Source organism: Streptomyces sp. NPDC127068, from assembly GCF_042724695.1.
GTDB lineage: Bacteria > Actinomycetota > Actinomycetes > Streptomycetales > Streptomycetaceae > Streptomyces.
In genome coordinates this window covers 63475-81098 of the sequence record NZ_JBHXEN010000040.1, presented here as the reverse complement: position 1 = coordinate 81098, position 17624 = coordinate 63475, and the positions used below count along the sequence as shown (strand labels likewise).

9 protein-coding genes and 2 pseudogenes are annotated in these 17624 nt (G+C 73.5%); all 11 read left to right on the top strand.

What is annotated here, in order from left to right:
- Positions 1-3 precede the first annotated feature (3 nt).
- Positions 4-210: pseudogene (locus tag ACFWIA_RS24220) on the top strand (hypothetical protein); the annotation flags it as partial.
- A gap of 54 nt (positions 211-264) precedes the next feature.
- Positions 265-4794, top strand: a complete 4530-nt coding sequence (locus tag ACFWIA_RS24215; protein ID WP_387008424.1) for an SDR family NAD(P)-dependent oxidoreductase — start codon at positions 265-267, stop codon at positions 4792-4794.
- A gap of 2 nt (positions 4795-4796) precedes the next feature.
- Positions 4797-5993: pseudogene (locus ACFWIA_RS24210) on the top strand (beta-ketoacyl synthase N-terminal-like domain-containing protein); the annotation flags it as partial.
- A 54-nt stretch (positions 5994-6047) separates the two neighbouring features.
- The gene (locus tag ACFWIA_RS24205) at positions 6048-8930 is read left to right on the top strand and encodes an alpha/beta fold hydrolase (RefSeq protein WP_387008422.1); all 2883 of its coding nucleotides are present in this window, start codon (positions 6048-6050) and stop codon (positions 8928-8930) included.
- Positions 8927-9940 carry a 3-oxoacyl-ACP synthase III family protein gene (locus ACFWIA_RS24200; protein WP_387008412.1) on the top strand — a complete coding sequence of 338 codons (1014 nt, stop codon included), beginning with the start codon at positions 8927-8929 and terminating at the stop codon, positions 9938-9940. The genes ACFWIA_RS24205 and ACFWIA_RS24200 overlap by 4 nt, the downstream gene beginning before the upstream one ends.
- Positions 9937-11412, top strand: coding sequence for an NAD(P)/FAD-dependent oxidoreductase (locus tag ACFWIA_RS24195; protein ID WP_387008410.1), 1476 nt, complete (start codon positions 9937-9939; stop codon positions 11410-11412). Before ACFWIA_RS24200 ends, ACFWIA_RS24195 begins: the two co-directional genes overlap by 4 nt.
- Positions 11409-12497, top strand: coding sequence for an AfsA-related hotdog domain-containing protein (locus ACFWIA_RS24190; RefSeq protein WP_387008407.1), 1089 nt, complete (start codon positions 11409-11411; stop codon positions 12495-12497). Before ACFWIA_RS24195 ends, ACFWIA_RS24190 begins: the two co-directional genes overlap by 4 nt.
- 3 nt (positions 12498-12500) lie before the next feature.
- The gene (locus ACFWIA_RS24185; protein ID WP_387008405.1) at positions 12501-13919 is read left to right on the top strand and encodes an FAD-dependent oxidoreductase; all 1419 of its coding nucleotides are present in this window, start codon (positions 12501-12503) and stop codon (positions 13917-13919) included.
- Positions 13916-14749, top strand: coding sequence for an SDR family NAD(P)-dependent oxidoreductase (locus tag ACFWIA_RS24180; protein WP_387008403.1), 834 nt, complete (start codon positions 13916-13918; stop codon positions 14747-14749). The genes ACFWIA_RS24185 and ACFWIA_RS24180 overlap by 4 nt, the downstream gene beginning before the upstream one ends.
- Before the next feature lie 110 nt (positions 14750-14859).
- The gene (locus ACFWIA_RS24175) at positions 14860-15867 is read left to right on the top strand and encodes an acyl-CoA desaturase (RefSeq protein WP_387008401.1); all 1008 of its coding nucleotides are present in this window, start codon (positions 14860-14862) and stop codon (positions 15865-15867) included.
- A gap of 40 nt (positions 15868-15907) precedes the next feature.
- Positions 15908-17533: an AMP-binding protein gene (locus ACFWIA_RS24170; protein ID WP_387008399.1), complete on the top strand. Its 1626-nt coding sequence runs from the start codon at positions 15908-15910 to the stop codon at positions 17531-17533.
- The last annotated feature ends 91 nt before the right edge of the window (positions 17534-17624 follow it).

Genomic DNA, 17624 nt, shown 5'->3' with positions numbered 1-17624 from the left:
GAGGTGGATGTGGTGGAGGGGCATGGGACGGGGACGGTGTTGGGGGATCCGGTGGAGGTGGATGCGTTGTCGGGGGTGTTCGGTGGGCGTGGTGGTGGGGGTGTGTGGTTGGGGTCGTTGAAGTCGAATGTGGGGCATGCGCAGGCGGCTGCGGGTGTGGGTGGGGTGTTGAAGATGGTGATGGCGTTGCGGGGTGGGGTGTTGCCGCGGTCGTTGCATGTGGATGAGCCGTCGAGTCGGGCGCGGTGGGAGGGTGTGCGGTTGTTGACGGAGCCGGTTCCCTGGCCCCGTGACCCCGGTCGTGTCCGCCGCGCCGGCATCTCCGCCTTCGGGGTCGGTGGTACGAACGCGCACGTCATCATCGAGGAGGCGCCCGTCGAGGACGAGCAGCGCACGAGTGCGGCGCCGGGCGCGCACGCCGACGGTTCGCGGGGCCCGGGCGGTCAGGTGGGCCCAGGCCGTGCAGTGGGCGCCGGCGGTGAAGCGGGCTCGGGTGCTCCGGAGCGCTCGGCCGGTCCGGTGGCATGGGTCCTGTCGGGTCGTACGCCGACGGCGCTGCGGGACCAGGCGCGGCGGTTGCACGAACGTTTCGCGGCTCCGGCAGCCGAGGCCGGGCCCGGGTCGGCGCGGGTCGACGCGGTGGGTGTGGGCGCGGGGCTGGCGTTGACCCGTTCGCACTTCGCGCACCGGGCCGCGGTCGTGGCCGAGGACCCCGCCGACCTCCTGGACGGCGTCGCCGCACTCGCCCGCGGCGGGAGCCACGGCACCGTCCGCCGTGGCCGGTCCCGAGGCGGCAAGGTCGCGTTCCTCTTCCCCGGCCAGGGCTCCCAGTGGCTCGGCATGGGACGCGAACTCGCCGCGGAACAACCGGTGTTCGCGGAGGCCCTGGAGCAGTGCGCGGATGCACTCGCCCCCTGGACCGACTGGTCGCCGCACGCGGTGCTGGCCGCACGGCCCGGGGCCGCTCCGCTGGACCGCGTCGACGTCGTCCAGCCCGCGCTGTTCGCCGTGATGACCTCGCTGGCCGCGCTCTGGCGCCACCACGGAGTGCGTCCCGACGCCGTCGTCGGCCACTCCCAGGGGGAGATCGCCGCCGCCTGCGTGGCGGGAGGACTCGACCTGGCGGACGCCGCGCGGGTCGTCGCCCTGCGCAGCCGGGCCATCGCCGGGCTGCTGGGCACCGGTGGCGGCATGGTGTCCGTCACCGCGGAACCCGCCCTGGTCGTCGGACTGGTGGAGCGCTGGCGGGGTCGGATCGAGGTCGCCGCGGTGAACGGACCGTCCTCGCTGACCCTCTCCGGCGAAGCCGCGGCACTCACCGAGCTGCTCGACGTCTGCGCAGCCGAGGGCGTGTGGGCCCGCCGCATTCCCGTCGACTACGCCTCCCACTCGCCGCAGGTCGACCGGATCGAGGGCGAACTGGCCCGGGAACTCGGCCCGATCACCCCCCGCCCGGGCGCGGTGCGCTTCCACTCCACCGTCACCGGTGGCGAGTGGGACACCACGGGCCTGGACGCCGGCTACTGGTTCCGGAACCTGCGCCAGCGCGTACGGTTCGAAGAGGTGGTGCGCGGGCTGCTCGACCAGGGTTTCACCACCTTCGTCGAGGTCAGCCCGCACCCGGTGCTGACCGTGCCGGTCGAGCAGACCATCGAAGCGGTCGACGCGCGGGCCGCCGTGTTCGGCACCCTTCAGCGCGACACCGGTGCCGGCCGCTTCACGGCCGCGCTCGCCGAGGCCCATGCACACGGGGCACCCGTCGCCTGGGACACCGTCTTCGACCCGGCCGAATCCCGTCGGATCGCCCTGCCCACGTACGCCTTCCAGACCGAACGCTTCTGGGCCACACCGCGACCCACCACGGGGGACACCGCCGGCGCCGGGCTGGAGAACACCGCACACCCGTTGCTCACCGCCTCCACCCAACTCGCGGACGGCGGAGGACGGTTGTTCACCGCCCGGATCGGCCGTGACACCCAGCCCTGGCTCACCGACCACGCGGTGCACGACACCGTCCTGGTGCCCGGCACCGCCTTCGTGGAACTCGCGGCCCGCGCCGGGGAGGCCGAGGGCTGCCCCCTGGTGGAGGAACTCACCCTGGAGGAACCCCTCGCGGTGCCCGCCGAAGGCGAACTGCGCCTCCAGACCGTCCTCGGCGCCCCCGACGAACGACTGCGGCGCACCGTCACCGTGTACTCCAAGGACGCGGCGGCGCCCACGCAGAACCCGTGGACCCGGCACGCCTCGGGCGTCCTCGCGCCGACCGCATCCGCTCCCGACGACACGGCTGCGCCCGCCACCCCGGTGACCTGGCCGCCACCGGGAGCCGAACCACTGAGCGTGACCGGCCTGTACGACCGGCTGGCCGAGCGCGGCTTCGGATACGGTCCCGCGTTCCGCGGACTCCGGGCCGCCTGGCGGGACGGGGACACCGTCTACGCGGAGGTCGGCACGGACGGTGCGGAGGCCACCGACGACGGCGGTGGGGGAGGACCCGCCCCGGACGACGGTTACGGGTTGCACCCGGCGCTGTGGGACGCCGCCTTCCACATCCAGCTCACCGCACTCGCCCCGAGCACCACCGGCGACGACGCACCGGACGCGGAACCGGACGGGACGGGTGCGTGGTTGCCCTTCACCTGGTCCGGAGTACGGGTGCACCGGAACGGGGCCCGCGCACTGCGCGTCACGCTGACCCCGGTCCCCGCGACGGCTCCGACCGGGGGCGGCCGTGACGACGCGACGGGGAGCACCGTCCGGATGACGGCGACCGACGAGGCCGGCCGCCCCGTGGCGACCGTCGCCTCGGTCACCGCCCGGCCCGTCGCCCCCGAGCGGATCGCCGCGCTGCGGGACGCCGGGGACTCCCTCTTCCGGCTCGACTGGACCCCGGTCGCCCCCGCGGACGGAACGGCCCCCCTCGGGTCCGTCGGGCTGCTCGGGGAAACGACCCACCACCCCGCATGGGGCTGGGCCGACGAGCGGTACGCCGACCTGGACGCGTTCCTCGCCTCCCTCGACGGGGGCCGCCCCGCACCCGCCACCGTGGTGGTGCCCTTCGTGCCGGTCGCTGCCGGTGACTCCGCACCCGCCGCCCCGGACGTGCACGGTCACGCCCGGCGGGCCCTGGACCTGCTGCGGCGGTGGACGGCGGACGAACGGCTGGCCGGCACCGCGCTGGCCGTGGTCACCCGCCGTGCGGTGAACGCCGGCACCGGAACGCCGATCGAACCGGAAACCGCGGCCGTGTGGGGGCTGTTGCGGGGCGCGGAGGCGGAACACCCGGGTCGATTCCTGCTGGTGGACCTGGACGAGGAGGACGCGGCAGCGCTGGTACCCGTCGCCGTTGCCCAGGGGGAGCCGCAGCTCGCGGTGCGGGCGGGGGCGCTGAGGGCGCCCCGAGTCGTACGCGCCGCCACCGGGGGAACCACAGGACCGTTCCCCTTCGCTCCCGAGGGCACCGTCCTGGTCACCGGCGGGACCAGCGGCATCGGTGCGTCCGTCGCCCGCCACCTCGCCGCCCGCGGCGCCGGCCGACTGCTGTTGGTCTCGCGACGCGGTGACGCCGCACCCGGGGCCGCCGCGCTCGCCCGTGACCTCCGGGCGCTCGGCGCGGAGGTCACGCTCGCGGCCTGCGACCTCGCGGACCGCACGGCGGTGCGCGACCTGCTGTCCGCCGTTCCCGTCGCACATCCGTTGACGGCGGTGGTGCACAGCGCCGGCGTCCTGGACGACGGGCTGGTCGCCGACCTCACCGCCGACCGCCTGGAACGGGTGCTGCGGCCCAAGGTGGACGCCGCGCTCCACCTCCACGAGCTGACCGCCGGGCTCGACCTGTCCTCCTTCGTGCTGTTCTCCTCGGTCGCCGGCACCGTCGGCAGCCCGGGCCAGGCCAACTACGCCGCGGGCAACGCCTTCCTGGACGCCCTCGCCCACTGGCGGACGGCGCGGGGACTGCCCGCACTGTCGCTCGCCTGGGGACTGTGGGAGGAGAGCAGTGACATGACCCAGCACCTCGACGGCGTGGACGTGGCGCGACTCCACCGCTCCGGAGTGGCGCCGATGCCGACCGAGGAGGCGCTGCGCTTGTTCGACGCGGTGCACGGCACCGCACACGCACACCTCCTGCCGGTCCGCCTCGACCCGGGCGCCCTGCGGGCCCGGGCCCGCGCGCAGGATCTGCCCCCGGTGCTGAAGGCACTCGTTCCGGCCGACCACGCACGCGCGCACCACACCGGTTCCCTGCGTGCGGTCCTGGCCGGTACCCCCGTCGAGCGGCGCGAAGCCGTGACCCGGCGACTCGTTGCGGAACACGTCGCGACCGCCCTCGGCCACGAGCACGGGGAGACCGTCGACCAGGACCGCTCCTTCAAGGACCTCGGGCTCGATTCGCTCGGTGCGGTGCGGGTGCGCAACCTGCTCCGCGGTGCCACCGGAATCACCCTGCCCGTCACCGTCGTCTTCAGCCACCCCAGCGTGGTCGCCCTCGCCGCCCATCTGCTGACCCTGGTCGAGCAGGAGGCACCGCAGGACGGCGCGGCGGAGCCCGGGGACGGCACGGGTGCGGTGGCCCACCGCGAGCTCGAACGCTTGGCCGCTGCACTGCCGGCCCTGGACGCCGCCGAGGCCGACGTGGTGGGTGCGCGGTTGCGGGTCCTGCTGGCGGATCTGGAACGCCGGGCCGGTACCGCCGCGGCGGGCGCCACCGCGGGCTCCGGCGTCGGTGCCGACCTGGAGTCGGCGAGCGCCGAAGAGGTCTTCGCCCTCATCGACAACGGCCTGGAGGTGCGCTAGCCATGGCGGACGACAAGACCCTGCAGTACCTCAAGCGCGTCGTCGCCGAGCTGCGGAGCACCCGGGAGCGCCTGGACGAGGTGCAGCAACGCGACCGTGAGCCGCTGGCCATCGTGGGTATGGGGTGTCGTTTTCCGGGTGGGGTGGTGTCGGCTGAGGGTTTGTGGGATGTGGTGGTGTCGGGTCGGGATGTGGTGGGGGGGTTTCCGGGGGATCGTGGTTGGGATGGTGTGGTGTTGGGGGGTGGGGGTGTGGGGTCGAGTGTGACGGGGTGTGGGGGGTTTGTTGAGGGTGTGGCTGATTTTGATGCGGATTTTTTTGGTGTGTCGCGTCGTGAGGCGTTGGCGATGGATCCGCAGCAGCGGTTGTTGTTGCAGGTGGTGTGGGAGGTGTTCGAGGATGCGGGGATCGATCCGGTGGGGGTGCGGGGATCGTCGACCGGCGTCTACATCGGCACGACGGGACAGGACTACGCCCATCTCTCCCGGTCGGGACCGGAGGACCTGGCGGGGTACTGGGGGATCGGTTCGGCGGGGAGTGTGTTGTCGGGTCGGGTGGCGTACGTGTTCGGGTTGTCGGGGCCGGCGTTGACGGTGGACACGGCGTGTTCGTCGTCGTTGGTGTCGATGCACCTGGCCGCCGCGGCACTGCGGCGCGGTGAGTGCGACATGGCGTTGGCCGGCGGGGTGACCGTCATGTCGACCCCCTCCACGTTCACCGAGTTCAGTCGTCAGGGGGCGATGTCGGTGGATGGTCGGTGTCGGTCGTTTGCGGAGGGTGCGGGTGGGACGGGGTGGTCGGAGGGTGTGGGGGTGGTGTTGTTGGAGCGTTTGGGGCGGGCGCGTCGGTTGGGGCATCGGGTGTGGGGGGTGGTGCGGGGTTCGGCGGTGAATCAGGACGGGGGGAGCAATGGTTTGACGGCGCCGTCCGGGGTGGCGCAGCAGCGGGTGGTGGAAGGGGCGTTGGCGGCGAGTGGGTTGGGTGTGGGTGAGGTGGATGTGGTGGAGGGGCATGGGACGGGGACGGTGTTGGGGGATCCGGTGGAGGTGGATGCGTTGTCGGGGGTGTTCGGTGGGCGTGGTGGTGGGGGTGTGTGGTTGGGGTCGTTGAAGTCGAATGTGGGGCATGCGCAGGCGGCTGCGGGTGTGGGTGGGGTGTTGAAGATGGTGATGGCGTTGCGGGGTGGGGTGTTGCCGCGGTCGTTGCATGTGGATGAGCCGTCGAGTCGGGCGCGGTGGGAGGGTGTGCGGTTGTTGACGGAGCCGGTTCCCTGGCCCCGTGACCCCGGTCATGTCCGCCGCGCCGGCATCTCCGCCTTCGGTATCAGCGGCACGAACGCCCACGTCATCATCGAGGAGGCACCGGCTGACCTCGACACCGAACCCGTGCCCGCAGCCGGGCCGGCCGGCCCGGGCGGCCCGGTGCTGTGGGTGCTCTCGGGTCGTACACCGGCGGCGTTGCGGGACCAGGCGCGGCGGCTGCACGAACGCTTCGCCAGTCCGGCGGCCGAGGCGGCGGCCGCCACCGAGGCCGAAGACAGGAGCGGTACGGACACCGGAGCCGGAGCCGGAGCGGAGGCCGGGTCGACGCGGGTCGACGCGGTGGGTGTGGGCGCGGGGCTGGCGTTGACCCGTTCGCACTTCGCGCACCGGGCCGCGGTCGTGGCCGAGGACCCCGCCGACCTCCTGGACGGCGTTGCCGCACTCGCCCGCGGCGAACTCCCGCGAACGGCCGTGCGCGGCAGGGCCGTCCGAGAGGCCAGGACCGCGTTCCTCTTCTCCGGACAGGGGTCCCAACGTCCCGGCATGGGACGCGAACTCGCCGCGACGCACCCGGTGTTCGCGAACGCCCTCGACGAGGCCGGTGCCGCCGTCGAAGCCGCTTCCGGAGTGCCACTGCGACCGATGCTCTTCGCCGAGCAGGGCAGCGTCCAGGCCGAGCACCTCGACCGCACCGAACACACCCAACCCGCCTTGTTCGCCTTCCAGTTCGCCTTGCTGCGCCTATTGGAGTCCTGGTCCCTGCGACCCGATGTGGTCACCGGCCACTCGGTCGGTGCGATCACCGCGGCCTGTGCCGCCGGAGTCCTCACCCTGTCCGACGCGGCGGCGCTCGTCGTGGCCCGCGGACGCCTGATGGGGGCCTTACCGCCAGGGGGCGGGATGGTCGCCGTCGAGGCCACCGAGGAGGAGGTGCTCGCCTCCCTGCGTGCGGCACCCCTCGGATCGGCGCTCGCCCTCGCCGCCGTCAACGGACCCCGGGCGGTGGTCGTGTCGGGGCCCTCCGAGGCCCTGACCGGCTGGGCCGAGCAGTGGAGTGCGCGTGGTCGACGCACCAGGACCCTGCGGGTCAGCCACGCCTTCCACTCGCCCCTCATGGAGCCGGTGATCGGCGAACTCGACGCTCTTGCCGCCACGTTGACCCATGCCGATCCCCGGATTCCGTTGGTCTCCGACACGTCCGGGACCCTGGCCGGTCCCCGGACCTTGGCCGCGCCCGGTTACTGGGGCAGGCACGCCGACCGCCCGGTGCGGTTCCACGACGCGGTGCGGACCCTTCGGGCCGAAGGCGTCACGGCCTTCCTGGAGATCGGGCCCGCCGCTGTCCTCACCACCATGGTCCAGGCGTGCCTGGAAGACGGGGCCGGGCTGCTGGCCGTCCCGGCACTGACCCGGGACGCGCCCGAGCCCGAAGCGCTCCTCTCCGCGGTGGCCGAACTGCACCTGCACGGAGCCGCCGAGGACCTGTCGGGCCTGTTCACCGGTGTGGACCCGCGCCGGGTGCGGCTGCCGACGTACCCCTTCCAGCAGCGTCGCTACTGGATCGACGGGCCCGCGCCCCGCCCCGAGCCGGCGGCCCCCGACGACCGCGCGGCACGGGCCCCGCACCCGCCTGCCGAGCAGGACCCCACGGGCGTCCGGGACACCGCGGCCAGCGCGCCCCTCGACGTACTGGACACCGTGCTCGCCCAGGTGGCACACGTCCTGGGGTACGACGACGAGACCCCCGTCCCGGCGGACGCCACCCTGCTGGAACTGGGTGTCGACTCGATGGGCGCGGTGCGACTCCAACGCCGACTGCGGGACGTCACGGGCCTCGACCTCCCCGCCACCCTGCTGGTCGAGCACCCCACGCCGACCGCGCTCGCCGCCCGACTGGGCCCCTTGCTGGAGGACGCGCCACCCGGCGGACCGAGCACCGAGGGGTCGTCCCCGCCCGGCAACCGCACCGCCGACGACGACCCCGGTGCCGGCCCGACCGACGACGACCCCGCTCCCACGACCGCTGACCCCGCGGCAACCGGTCGCGAGAGCAGCCCCGGGCCGTACGCCGCACTGGTGCGCACCGCCCACGAGCGCGATGAACTCGCCCAGGTGCTGCCCCTGTTGCAGACCGCTGCCCGCTACCGTTCGACCACGGTCGGGGAGCCCCTTCCCGACCCCGAGCCCCTCCTGGTGTGCGACGGGTCGTCCGCCCCGGGCGTGGTGTGCGTGCCGTCGTTCCTGGCGGGTTCCGGGCCGCACCAGTTCGCCCGCCTGGCCACCGGATTCCACCAGCGTCCGCGCGTGACGGCGCTGGCCCTTCCCGGCTTCGGCGACGACCCCCGCACCCCCGCCTCGTGGGCCGAGCTCGTCGATGCGCTCGCCTCGGCGGCCCTGCGGTCGGTGGGCGAGGCACCCGTGCTGCTGGTGGGCCACTCGGTGGGCGGGGTCATCGCCCACGCCGTGGCCGCCGCACTGGAACGCGCAGGTCACCCGGTGGCCGGTTCCGTCCTGATCGACACCTACGCGCCGGTCCCCGAGGAGCGGTCCGCCGTCTTCTCCTGGGCCATGGGCAGCGTCCTCGACCGCGACCCGGAGGGCCGGGCCGTCAGCGAGGCGGCCGTGCTCGCGATGGGCGGATACCTCGGCCTCCTCGACGCGTGGTCCGAAGAGCCGCTGACCGCGCCCTCGTTGCTGGTCACGGCCGAGCGGCCCCCCGCGGCAGCGGTCGACCCCGCGGGTCCCGCATGGACCCTCTGGCGGGGAGCCGGGACGACGACGTCCGTGCCGGGCGACCACTTCTCCCTCCTCGAAGCGCACGCGCACGACACGGCCCGCGCCATCGAGGGCTGGCTGCGAAAGGAACTGTCATGAGACCCGTCGGTGTAGTGGACTTCGGGAGCTTCCTGCCCGAGACGGTGGTGGGCACCGACTTCTTCGTCGACCCGGACGCGCCCGCCGACCCCCTCGCGGGGCTCGCCCTCTTCCGGCTGCCGCCCACCCGCCATCACGTCGCCCCCCGGGAACGCGCGGCCGACATGATCGCCAAGGCGGCCCGGCCGGTCTTCGAACGGTTGGACCGTCCGCCGGCCGGCAACGTGGACGTGCTCATCACCAACGTGCTGCTGCCCGACGAACTCTTCACCGGCATCGGTGCGGAGGCGGCCCAGCTGCTGGGCGTCGAGCCCGAGTGGATCGTCGACCTGCACAACGGCGGTTGCGCCTCGTTCATGTACATGATGGAGCTGGCCCGGAAGATCATGGCCGACGGCACGGCGCGCACCGCGCTCATCGCCAATGTGCAGAACAGCGCGGGCCAGGTCTTCGCCCAGCCGGACGTGCGCACCCAGTCGCACGCTCCGATCCCCGGCGACGGCTGCGGTGTCGCGTACCTGGAGGTCGGGGCGCCCTCACCGATCCTCGGGGTGCGCACCAGGAACGTCCCGGCCCACGCACGCGACCTCGGTCTGGTCACCCCCGACCGACGCAAGTACTGGGAACCGGGCACCGGTCAGATGGACATTCGCTTCGACCCGGAGAAGACCACGGAGATCATGGAGCGCGGCAACACCCTCGTCCCCGAGCTGGTGGCGGAACTGCTGAAGGACCTCGCAGTGACGTCCGAGGAGATCGACGTCCTCGTCACCAACCAGCCCAACCGGATCTTCCTCAAGAACTGGCGCGAGGCGCTCGGCCTCCCGCCGGAGCGGCACCCGGACACCTTCGACCGCTTCGGGAACCTCTACGGCGCCGCCGTCCCCGTCACCCTGGACCGGGCCGCCCGCACCGGCGGCCTCGCGGACGGCGACCTCGTCGTCATGTCCGGCTTCGCCCACGCCGGGGACTTCGCCGCCGCGGCGGCCGTCCGCTGGAACGCCGCATGACCGGGGCGGCCGGACCGGTGCACCGGAACACCTTCGACGTCATCGTGGTCGGGGCACGTTGCTCCGGCTCCGCCCTGGGCGCCCTGCTGGCCGGGCGGGGGCTGCGGGTGGCCGTACTGGACCGGGTGGCGGCCGTGGGGTACACCCTCTCGTCGAACATCCTCCAGGCGGACTCCCTCGCCTTCCTCGACCGACTCGGGTTGACGGAACGGCTGCGGGCCGCCGGAGCCGTTCCCCTCACCCACATCGACATGCGGTTGGAGGACACCGCCTTCGTCGCCGCCCTTCCCCAGCGACCGGGCGACGTGGGCGGCGCCGCCTGCATCCGGCGCGAGGTGCTGGACCCCCTGCTCGTCGAGGCGGCCCGGGAAGCCGGTGCGGACCTGCGGTTCGGCACCCGGGTCACGGGCCTCCTCACCGAGGCCGGCCGGGTCGTGGGCGTGCACGCCGTGAGCGGCGGGACACCGCACGAGCTGCGGGCCCGACTGGTCGTCGGCGCCGACGGCCGCGATTCGACGGTGGCCGCCCTGTCCGGCTCCCGCCAGTACCACGTCATCCCCGGTGAACGCAGCTACTACTGGATGTACTTCAAGGGCGTCGACACCGGCCCCGACCCGACCTTCGTCTTCCACCGGTGGGGGGACCGGCACCTCCTCGGCGGACCCGCGGACAACGGCCTGTACATCGTCGGAGTCTCCCCGCGCCGCCACGAGTCCGAGGCGTTCCGCAAGGACCTCGAAGGGTCCGTGCTCGCACACGCCGCGAGCTGCGCACCGATCGCCCGGGCCCTGCGCGGCGCCGAGCGGGCCACCCGTATCTACGGCATCCGACGGTTCTCCGGCTACTTCCGGGAAGCCTCCGGCCCCGGTTGGGTACTCCTCGGCGACGCCGGTCACTTCAAGGACCCCGCCGGGGGGCGCGGCATCGGCGACGCCTTCGACCAGGCACAGCACCTCGCCACCGCCCTCGGGAAGACCCTGCACGGGTCCGATGCCGGAATCGACCGCGTCACCGCGGCCTTCGGCCGTTGGCGCGACCGCACCTACGCCGAGTACCACGGGCTGGCCGCCGACCTCGGCGTGGCGGGCCCGATCGCCGCGGTCGTCCCGCGGGTCATCGGCCGGATGCACGCCGCGGGGGACGTGGACCCTGTCCTGCACCTGCTCAGCCACCGGGCCTCCGTCCTCGACGTGCTCACCCCCGGTCGGGTGCTGGGCGCCACGGGCCGGGTGCTGATCCGGGGCAGCCGACGCGGGCGGCGCGCCGAACTCACCGAACTCGGCGCGCTGGCCGCCACCGAACTGCGCCGTAGACGAGCCGTACGCCGACCCGTGTACGCGCGGGCCCCCGGCGTGGAGCCGGTGGGCGGCGACGGCGCCGCCTCCTCCCCGAGCGCGACCCCTTCCCCGAGCGCCACCCCCTCCCCGAGTGGTGCCCGCCGCCCGGGCCGGACCGAGCAGGTGCAGCCATGACGACCACCCAGCCCCCCGCCCGGACCGGGCCCCGGTCGGACGGCGCGCCGCCGCCCGGCACGACGCTCGGCTTCGACCGGACCGTGCCCCGGGCCACCGCGCACCGCCGCCAGGTCGGCGAGGTGTTCGTGACGGACTCCGCGCAGGTCGGACCCGACGACTTCCACCTCGCGTTCGAGGTGCTGCGCGCCCACAGCCTGTGGTCCGACCGCGGCGGCTCGGCGTACCACGATCCGCTGGCCTCGGCGGAGGCGGCCCGACAGGGCATCTTCGTGCTGCTGCACCGGCACGTCGGCATCCCCGTGGAACTGCCCTTCAGCCTCCAGCGCATCGCCCTGCGCGTCGAGGACCCCGCGGCCTACCTCAACGACCGCCGCACCGCCCTGCGGGGCACCATCCACTTCCGGGTCACCGAACGGACCGGGCGGGGGGCCGAGGTGACCGCGCTGTCGTTGCACGGCACCGTACGGATCGCCGAACGCCGGGCGATGACCCTCACCACGAACCTGGTGTTCATGTCCCAGGAGGACTACGACGTCTTCCGCTCGTTCCAGCGGGCGCAGAAGCCGGTGGCGTCGGCCGTCCGCACCCCCGCAGGTCCGCTGCCCCCGGCCGCAGTGGGTCGGGAGCTGCCCGCCAACGTCGTGATCGGTACCGTCCACGGCGGGGGCGGGGCCGCGCACGGCGGGGTCGGCGACGAGCGGCGCCTGGTGTTGACCGCCGACACCACGCACCCCGCCTTCTTCGACCACGACTACGACCACGTTCCCGGCCCGCTCATGGTCGAGGGCATGCGCCAGGCCGCCCTGCACGCGGTGGGCGACCCCACCGCACCGGGCGGTGCCCGCGCCCACCTCGCCGTGGGCTGCGAAGCGGCCTTCCTGGACTTCGTTGAGTTCGAGGCCGACGTGGACTACCGCACCTCGGTCGGTGCGACCACCGCCGACGGCCGCACCCCCGTCGACGTCGTGATCCGCCAGTTCGACCGCGACGTCGTCACCGGGCGCGTCGAGTTGCTCCCCGATCCGGCGGCGCCCCCACGAACCAGTACGAGCACCCCACCCGTTCCGGCGTACGGAGACTGAGCCATGGCACCACCCCACACAGCAGCCCACCAGGGCACCCGCGAGCAGTCCGGGCATCCGGGACGGGCCCCGAGCGGCCGGCGGGTGGCCGTGGTCGGCGGCGGCGTCTCCGGCCTCAGCGCGGCCCTGCGCCTGGAGACCCTCGGCCACGAGGTCGAACTCCTGGAAGCCGCGGACACCCTCGGCGGCCGGTTCGGCGTCGCCCGTCTCGGCGACCGGCCGGTGATGACCGGCGGCAAGAACATCGGCCGCCGCTACTCCGCCTTCCGCTGGTTCACCAAGGAACTCGGCTTCGACCGCTACGAGTCCTTCGGCTACAACGCCTCCCGGCTCAAGGACGGTCGGGTGCTGACGCTGGACAGCGAACGGCGCGGCCGGACCCTCGGCAACATCCGCCGCATGGGGTCCACCCGTGACGTCGCCCGGCTCGCCGCCATGGCCGCCCGCATCACGTTCGACGACACCAACCGCTTCCTCGGCTCGCGCCACTTCTCCGGGGTCTCGGCACGGCACGACCACGCGCCGCTCAGCTCCTTCTTCGGCCCCGAGCTGACGTCCATGCTCATCCGCCCCATGGTCATCCGTAACAACGGCGCCGAACCCGACGAGGTCTACCCGGGCACCTTCGGCACCAACCTCGCCATGCTGCTGGACCACTACGACCAGCTCACCGACGGCGTCGAACCCGTCCTCGACGCGTTCGCCAAGCGGATACCGGTGCGCCTGGGGGCCCGGGTCGAGAGCGTGGAGACCACCGCGGGCGCCGTCACCGGCCTGCGGGTCTCCGAGGACGGCGGGCCCGCCCGACTGGTGCCCTACGACGGGGTGGTGGTCGCCACCCCCGCCCACGCGGCGGCCGGCATCCTGCGCTCGACGCTGCCCGCCCTCGCCCTGCGCCTGGCGGACGTGCGCTACTTCCCGTCGACCGTCGTCCTGGTGGAGTACGACCGGCCGATGTTCGGCGAGGACGTGCGCGCGCTCGCCATGGACGACGGGCCGTGCAGCAACGCCGGTTCCTACGGCATGCACGACCGGCACATCGTCCGCTACACCTACAGCGGTCGCGAAGGGCGGCTGACCGACCTCAGCGAGCGGGCCGTCGACCGACTCACCGCCGACACCGAGGAGCGCCTGCGCACCCACCTCGGGGCGCCGCACGCCGAACGGGTGAACGTCCTCGTCAAGCACTGGGACGCCGCGTACAGCGGCTACCTGCCGCACCACCCGCAGTTCCTCGCCGAGGCCCGCCGCCACCTGGCCGGCGTCGCCGGACTGGAACTGGCCGGGGACTACGTCCTCGGCGTCGCCATCGAGAACTGCGCGCGTTCGGGCCGGGCCGCGGCCCGGCGGCTCGCCACCCACCTGGAGGGTGCCGCCGCCCGGCCCGGGGGCGCCGCGTCGGACGCCCGGGACCCGGCGTGACCGGGGCCCGCCCGTGGGCGGTGGTCACGGGCGCCTCCTCCGGCATCGGCGCCTGGTTGGCCCGCGGCCTGGCCGCCCGCGGACACCCGGTGTGGGTGGTGGCCCGCCGCGGCGACGCCCTCGACGAGCTCGCCGCCGAGCTGACGGACCGCACCGGGGTGGACGTCCGGGTGAGCGTCCGTGACCTGGCCGACCCGGTCGCCAGGGACGCCCTCTGCGAGGAACTCGCCGCCGAACCGGTGGCCGTGCTCTGCGCCAACGCCGGATTCCCGGTGTGCGGCCCCGTCACCGACAACGACGCCGCGCGGGAGGCCGCCTGCGTCGAGGTCAACGCCGTCGCCCTGCACGCGCTCACCCTGGCGGTGCTGCCCGGGATGACGGCCCGCGGTCGCGGCCGGATCCTGGTCAGCGGCTCCACCGCCGGGTACCAGCCGGTGCCCACCGCCGCCACCTACGCCGCCACCAAGGCGTTCGCCAACACCTTCGCGGAGTCCCTGCACGCCGAGCTGCGCGGCACCGGGGTGAGCTGCACCCTGCTCGCCCCCGGCCCGGTCCGCACCGACTTCTACCGGGTGGGCGGCGTCCCGGGACTGACGGACCAGAAACTGCTCGCCTGGCAGTCCCCGCAGTACGTCGCGGAAGCGGGACTGCGGGCCATGGAACGCGGGCGCCGCCTCAGCGTGCCGGGACCCGTGGCCAAGGCGCAGTACGTCGTGGGCCGGCACCTGCCGCGCACCGTGCTCGCCGCGACCCTGCGCGGCACGATCCTGCCGCGGCTGCGCGGCGCGCGCGCACCGCGGACGGCCGAACCGTCCGCGCGCGCCCGCTGAGGGCCGCGCCCTCGTCCGGTGCGCATCGGTCCGTTCATCCGCACGGCCGGGGCGCACACCACCACGAACCACTCACGCACCTGAGAAGCACCACGGGGGAAAGGGAGAAAATGGACGGAAGAAAGCATCGCTGGTTCATCCTCGGAGCGTCGCTGATACCGCTGTTCGCGCTGTTCGGCGCGATGGCCCTGCTCTGGAACCGGATATTCGGCTGGTCCGATGTCGTGGTCCTGGTCATCATGTACGCGATCTCCGGCTTCGGCATCTCCGCCGGGTACCACCGGATGCTCACGCACCGCTCGTTCGAGACCTACAAGCCGATTCGCGTGGCGCTCGCCACCGCCGGCGTGATGGCGGGGCAGGGGCCGCCGCTGATCTGGGCGGCCCACCACCGCAAGCACCACCGGGTGGCCGACAAGCCGGGCGACCCGCACAGCCCCCACCTGGACTTCGAGCCCGGGTTCAAGGGCACGATGTCGGGCCTGTGGCACGCCCACCTCGGCTGGCTGTTCGACGTCGAACTCACCTCCGAGCCGATGCGCTACTGCCCCGACCTGGTCCGGGAGAAGCCGCTGCGCTGGTTGAGCGAGCACCTGGTGCTCGTGGTCGTGGCCGGGGTGGTCCTGCCCGGCCTGATGGCCTACGCGATCACCGGGGGATCGGTGCAGGCGCTGCTGACCGGCATCCTCTGGGGCGGCCTCGTCCGCATCTTCCTCATCAACCACATGACCTACGCGGTCAACTCCATCGGTCACGTCTTCGGCCGCCGGCGGTTCGAGACCACCGACGAGTCCCGCAACGTCGCCTGGCTCTCCGTGCCGTCCTTCGGCGAGGCGTGGCACAACAACCACCACGCCTTCCCGCGCTCGGCCCGGCACGGCATGAAGTGGTACGAGATCGACCTGAGCGCCATCCTCATCTGGAGCCTGGAGAAGACCCACCTGGCCTGGAAGGTCATCCGCATCGACCCCGAACGCCTCACCATGCGCGAGGCCAACATCAGCCGGGTGGAAGCCAGTTCGATGGAACGCCGGGACCTGTTGGAGGCCCAGCAGCGGCTCGCCCCGATGGCGGACCGGCCCAGCGACGCCGACACCTCACTGGTGGACGTCGAGTAGCAGCCCGTCACCATTACCCACACGGGGGAGGCACACCCATATGAACCTGTGGAACGCGCTGACCGAAGGGTCATCGCGCGGCGTCCTGCACGCCTGGTCCGGAGAGTCCTTCGCACACACCCCCTGGCGCGACGTGGTCCGCGACGCCCGGGGCATGGCCGCGGAACTGCGCCGGGTCGGAGTACGGCCCGGCACCCGCGTGGCCGCCGTCCTCACCAACACGCCCGACACCGTACGGGGTCTGCTCGCCATCTGGCTCGCCGGTGGCGCGGTCGCCTCGCTGCCACTGCCCACCCGCGGCCAGGGCCCCGACGAGTACACTCGCCAACTGGCGATTCTGGCAGTCCAGTTGGAGCCGGCGGTGATCGTCGTCGACGGTCAGCTCGCCGACCTCGTACCGATCGAGCTGACCGCCCACGTACCGCTGCGCACCTGGTCCTCGCTGTACGGGACCGGGCGCATCGAGCCCAGCCCGCCCGGTCCCGACGACGTGGCGTTCATCCAGTACAGCTCCGGCAGCACCAGTACGCCCAAGGGCTGTGCGCTCACCACCCGCGCCATCGAAGCGCAACTGGAGATCATCCTCCGGCTGACCGGCGGCCACCCCGGCGCCGAGACGGTCGCCTCCTGGCTGCCCCTCTCCCACGACATGGGCATGTTCGGCTGTCTGTTGTACTCCTGGGCGTACGACTACCACTTCGTCCTGTCCTCGCCCGAGCGCTTCGGGATGATGCCGCGCACCTGGTTCCGCGACATGTCGGAGTACGAGGCCACGATGACCGCCGGCACCAGTACCGCGGTGCACCTCGCGACCCGTGCACAGGGTCGCGGGGACCTGCCGCGACCGCTACGGCTGCGGGCCGCGGTGATCGGTGCCGAGCGGGTGGACGCCGCCGTGCTCGACGCCGCCGTGGCGAAGTTCCGTCCCCACGGACTGGCCGACACCGCCTTCCAACCCGCCTACGGCATGGCCGAGGCGACCCTGGCGGTGGCGGGCAAGCCGCACGAACGGGCCCACCACGTCAGGGCGTTCGATGCCGACGCCCTGGTCGACGGAACCGTCGTCGAGGCCGCCCCGGACGACGAGCGCGCGGTCCGACTGGTGTCCAACGGCCCCGCCCTGCCGGGCGTGCACCTCGCCGCCGGGGACGCCGGCACGGTCGGGGAGATCACCGTGACCTCACCGAGCCTCGCCCGCGGCTACCACGCCGACCCCGAACGCACCGCCGACCGCTTCCGCGGCGGTCGGCTGCACACCGGGGACCTGGGCTTCCTGGCCGACGGCGAACTGTACGTCGTCGGGCGCATCGACGACATGCTCTCCATCGGCGGTCGCAAGGTCTACGCCTCGGACATCGAAGCGGCCGTCGACTCCATGGCGGAGATCCGCAAGGGGTGTGCCGCCGTCGTCGAAGCCCGGGGTTCCGGCGTCCCCCGGCTGGTGCTCATGGTGGAACCCCGCGGGCGACGGATCGACTTCGGCCCCGTCGCCGACCGCGCCGCGGAGGTGGCCCTCCGCAAGGCGGGAGTGGCGCTCTCGGAGTGCCTGTTCCTCCCGCCGGGCACCCTGCCCAAGACCCCCAGCGGGAAGATCCAACGGTTCCGCTGCCAGGAGATGATCGAGGACACGGGGCTGCGGCCCCTGGCCAGGATCGTCCTGCCCTGACGGCAGCCCGTCGGCCGCGCCGCCCGCACCGGGCCGCGCGGCCGACGGGAACCGACCGCGCCCGCACCGCTGTTGCCCGCGCAGCCGCCGG

Coding starts and splice junctions, on each gene's coding strand:
- ACFWIA_RS24190 (WP_387008407.1), top strand. CDS start 11,409: ATGACGACCACCCAGCCCCCCGCCCGGACCGGGCCCCGGTCGGACGGC.
- ACFWIA_RS24185 (WP_387008405.1), top strand. CDS start 12,501: ATGGCACCACCCCACACAGCAGCCCACCAGGGCACCCGCGAGCAGTCC.
- ACFWIA_RS24195 (WP_387008410.1), top strand. CDS start 9,937: ATGACCGGGGCGGCCGGACCGGTGCACCGGAACACCTTCGACGTCATC.
- ACFWIA_RS24170 (WP_387008399.1), top strand. CDS start 15,908: ATGAACCTGTGGAACGCGCTGACCGAAGGGTCATCGCGCGGCGTCCTG.
- ACFWIA_RS24175 (WP_387008401.1), top strand. CDS start 14,860: ATGGACGGAAGAAAGCATCGCTGGTTCATCCTCGGAGCGTCGCTGATA.
- ACFWIA_RS24200 (WP_387008412.1), top strand. CDS start 8,927: ATGAGACCCGTCGGTGTAGTGGACTTCGGGAGCTTCCTGCCCGAGACG.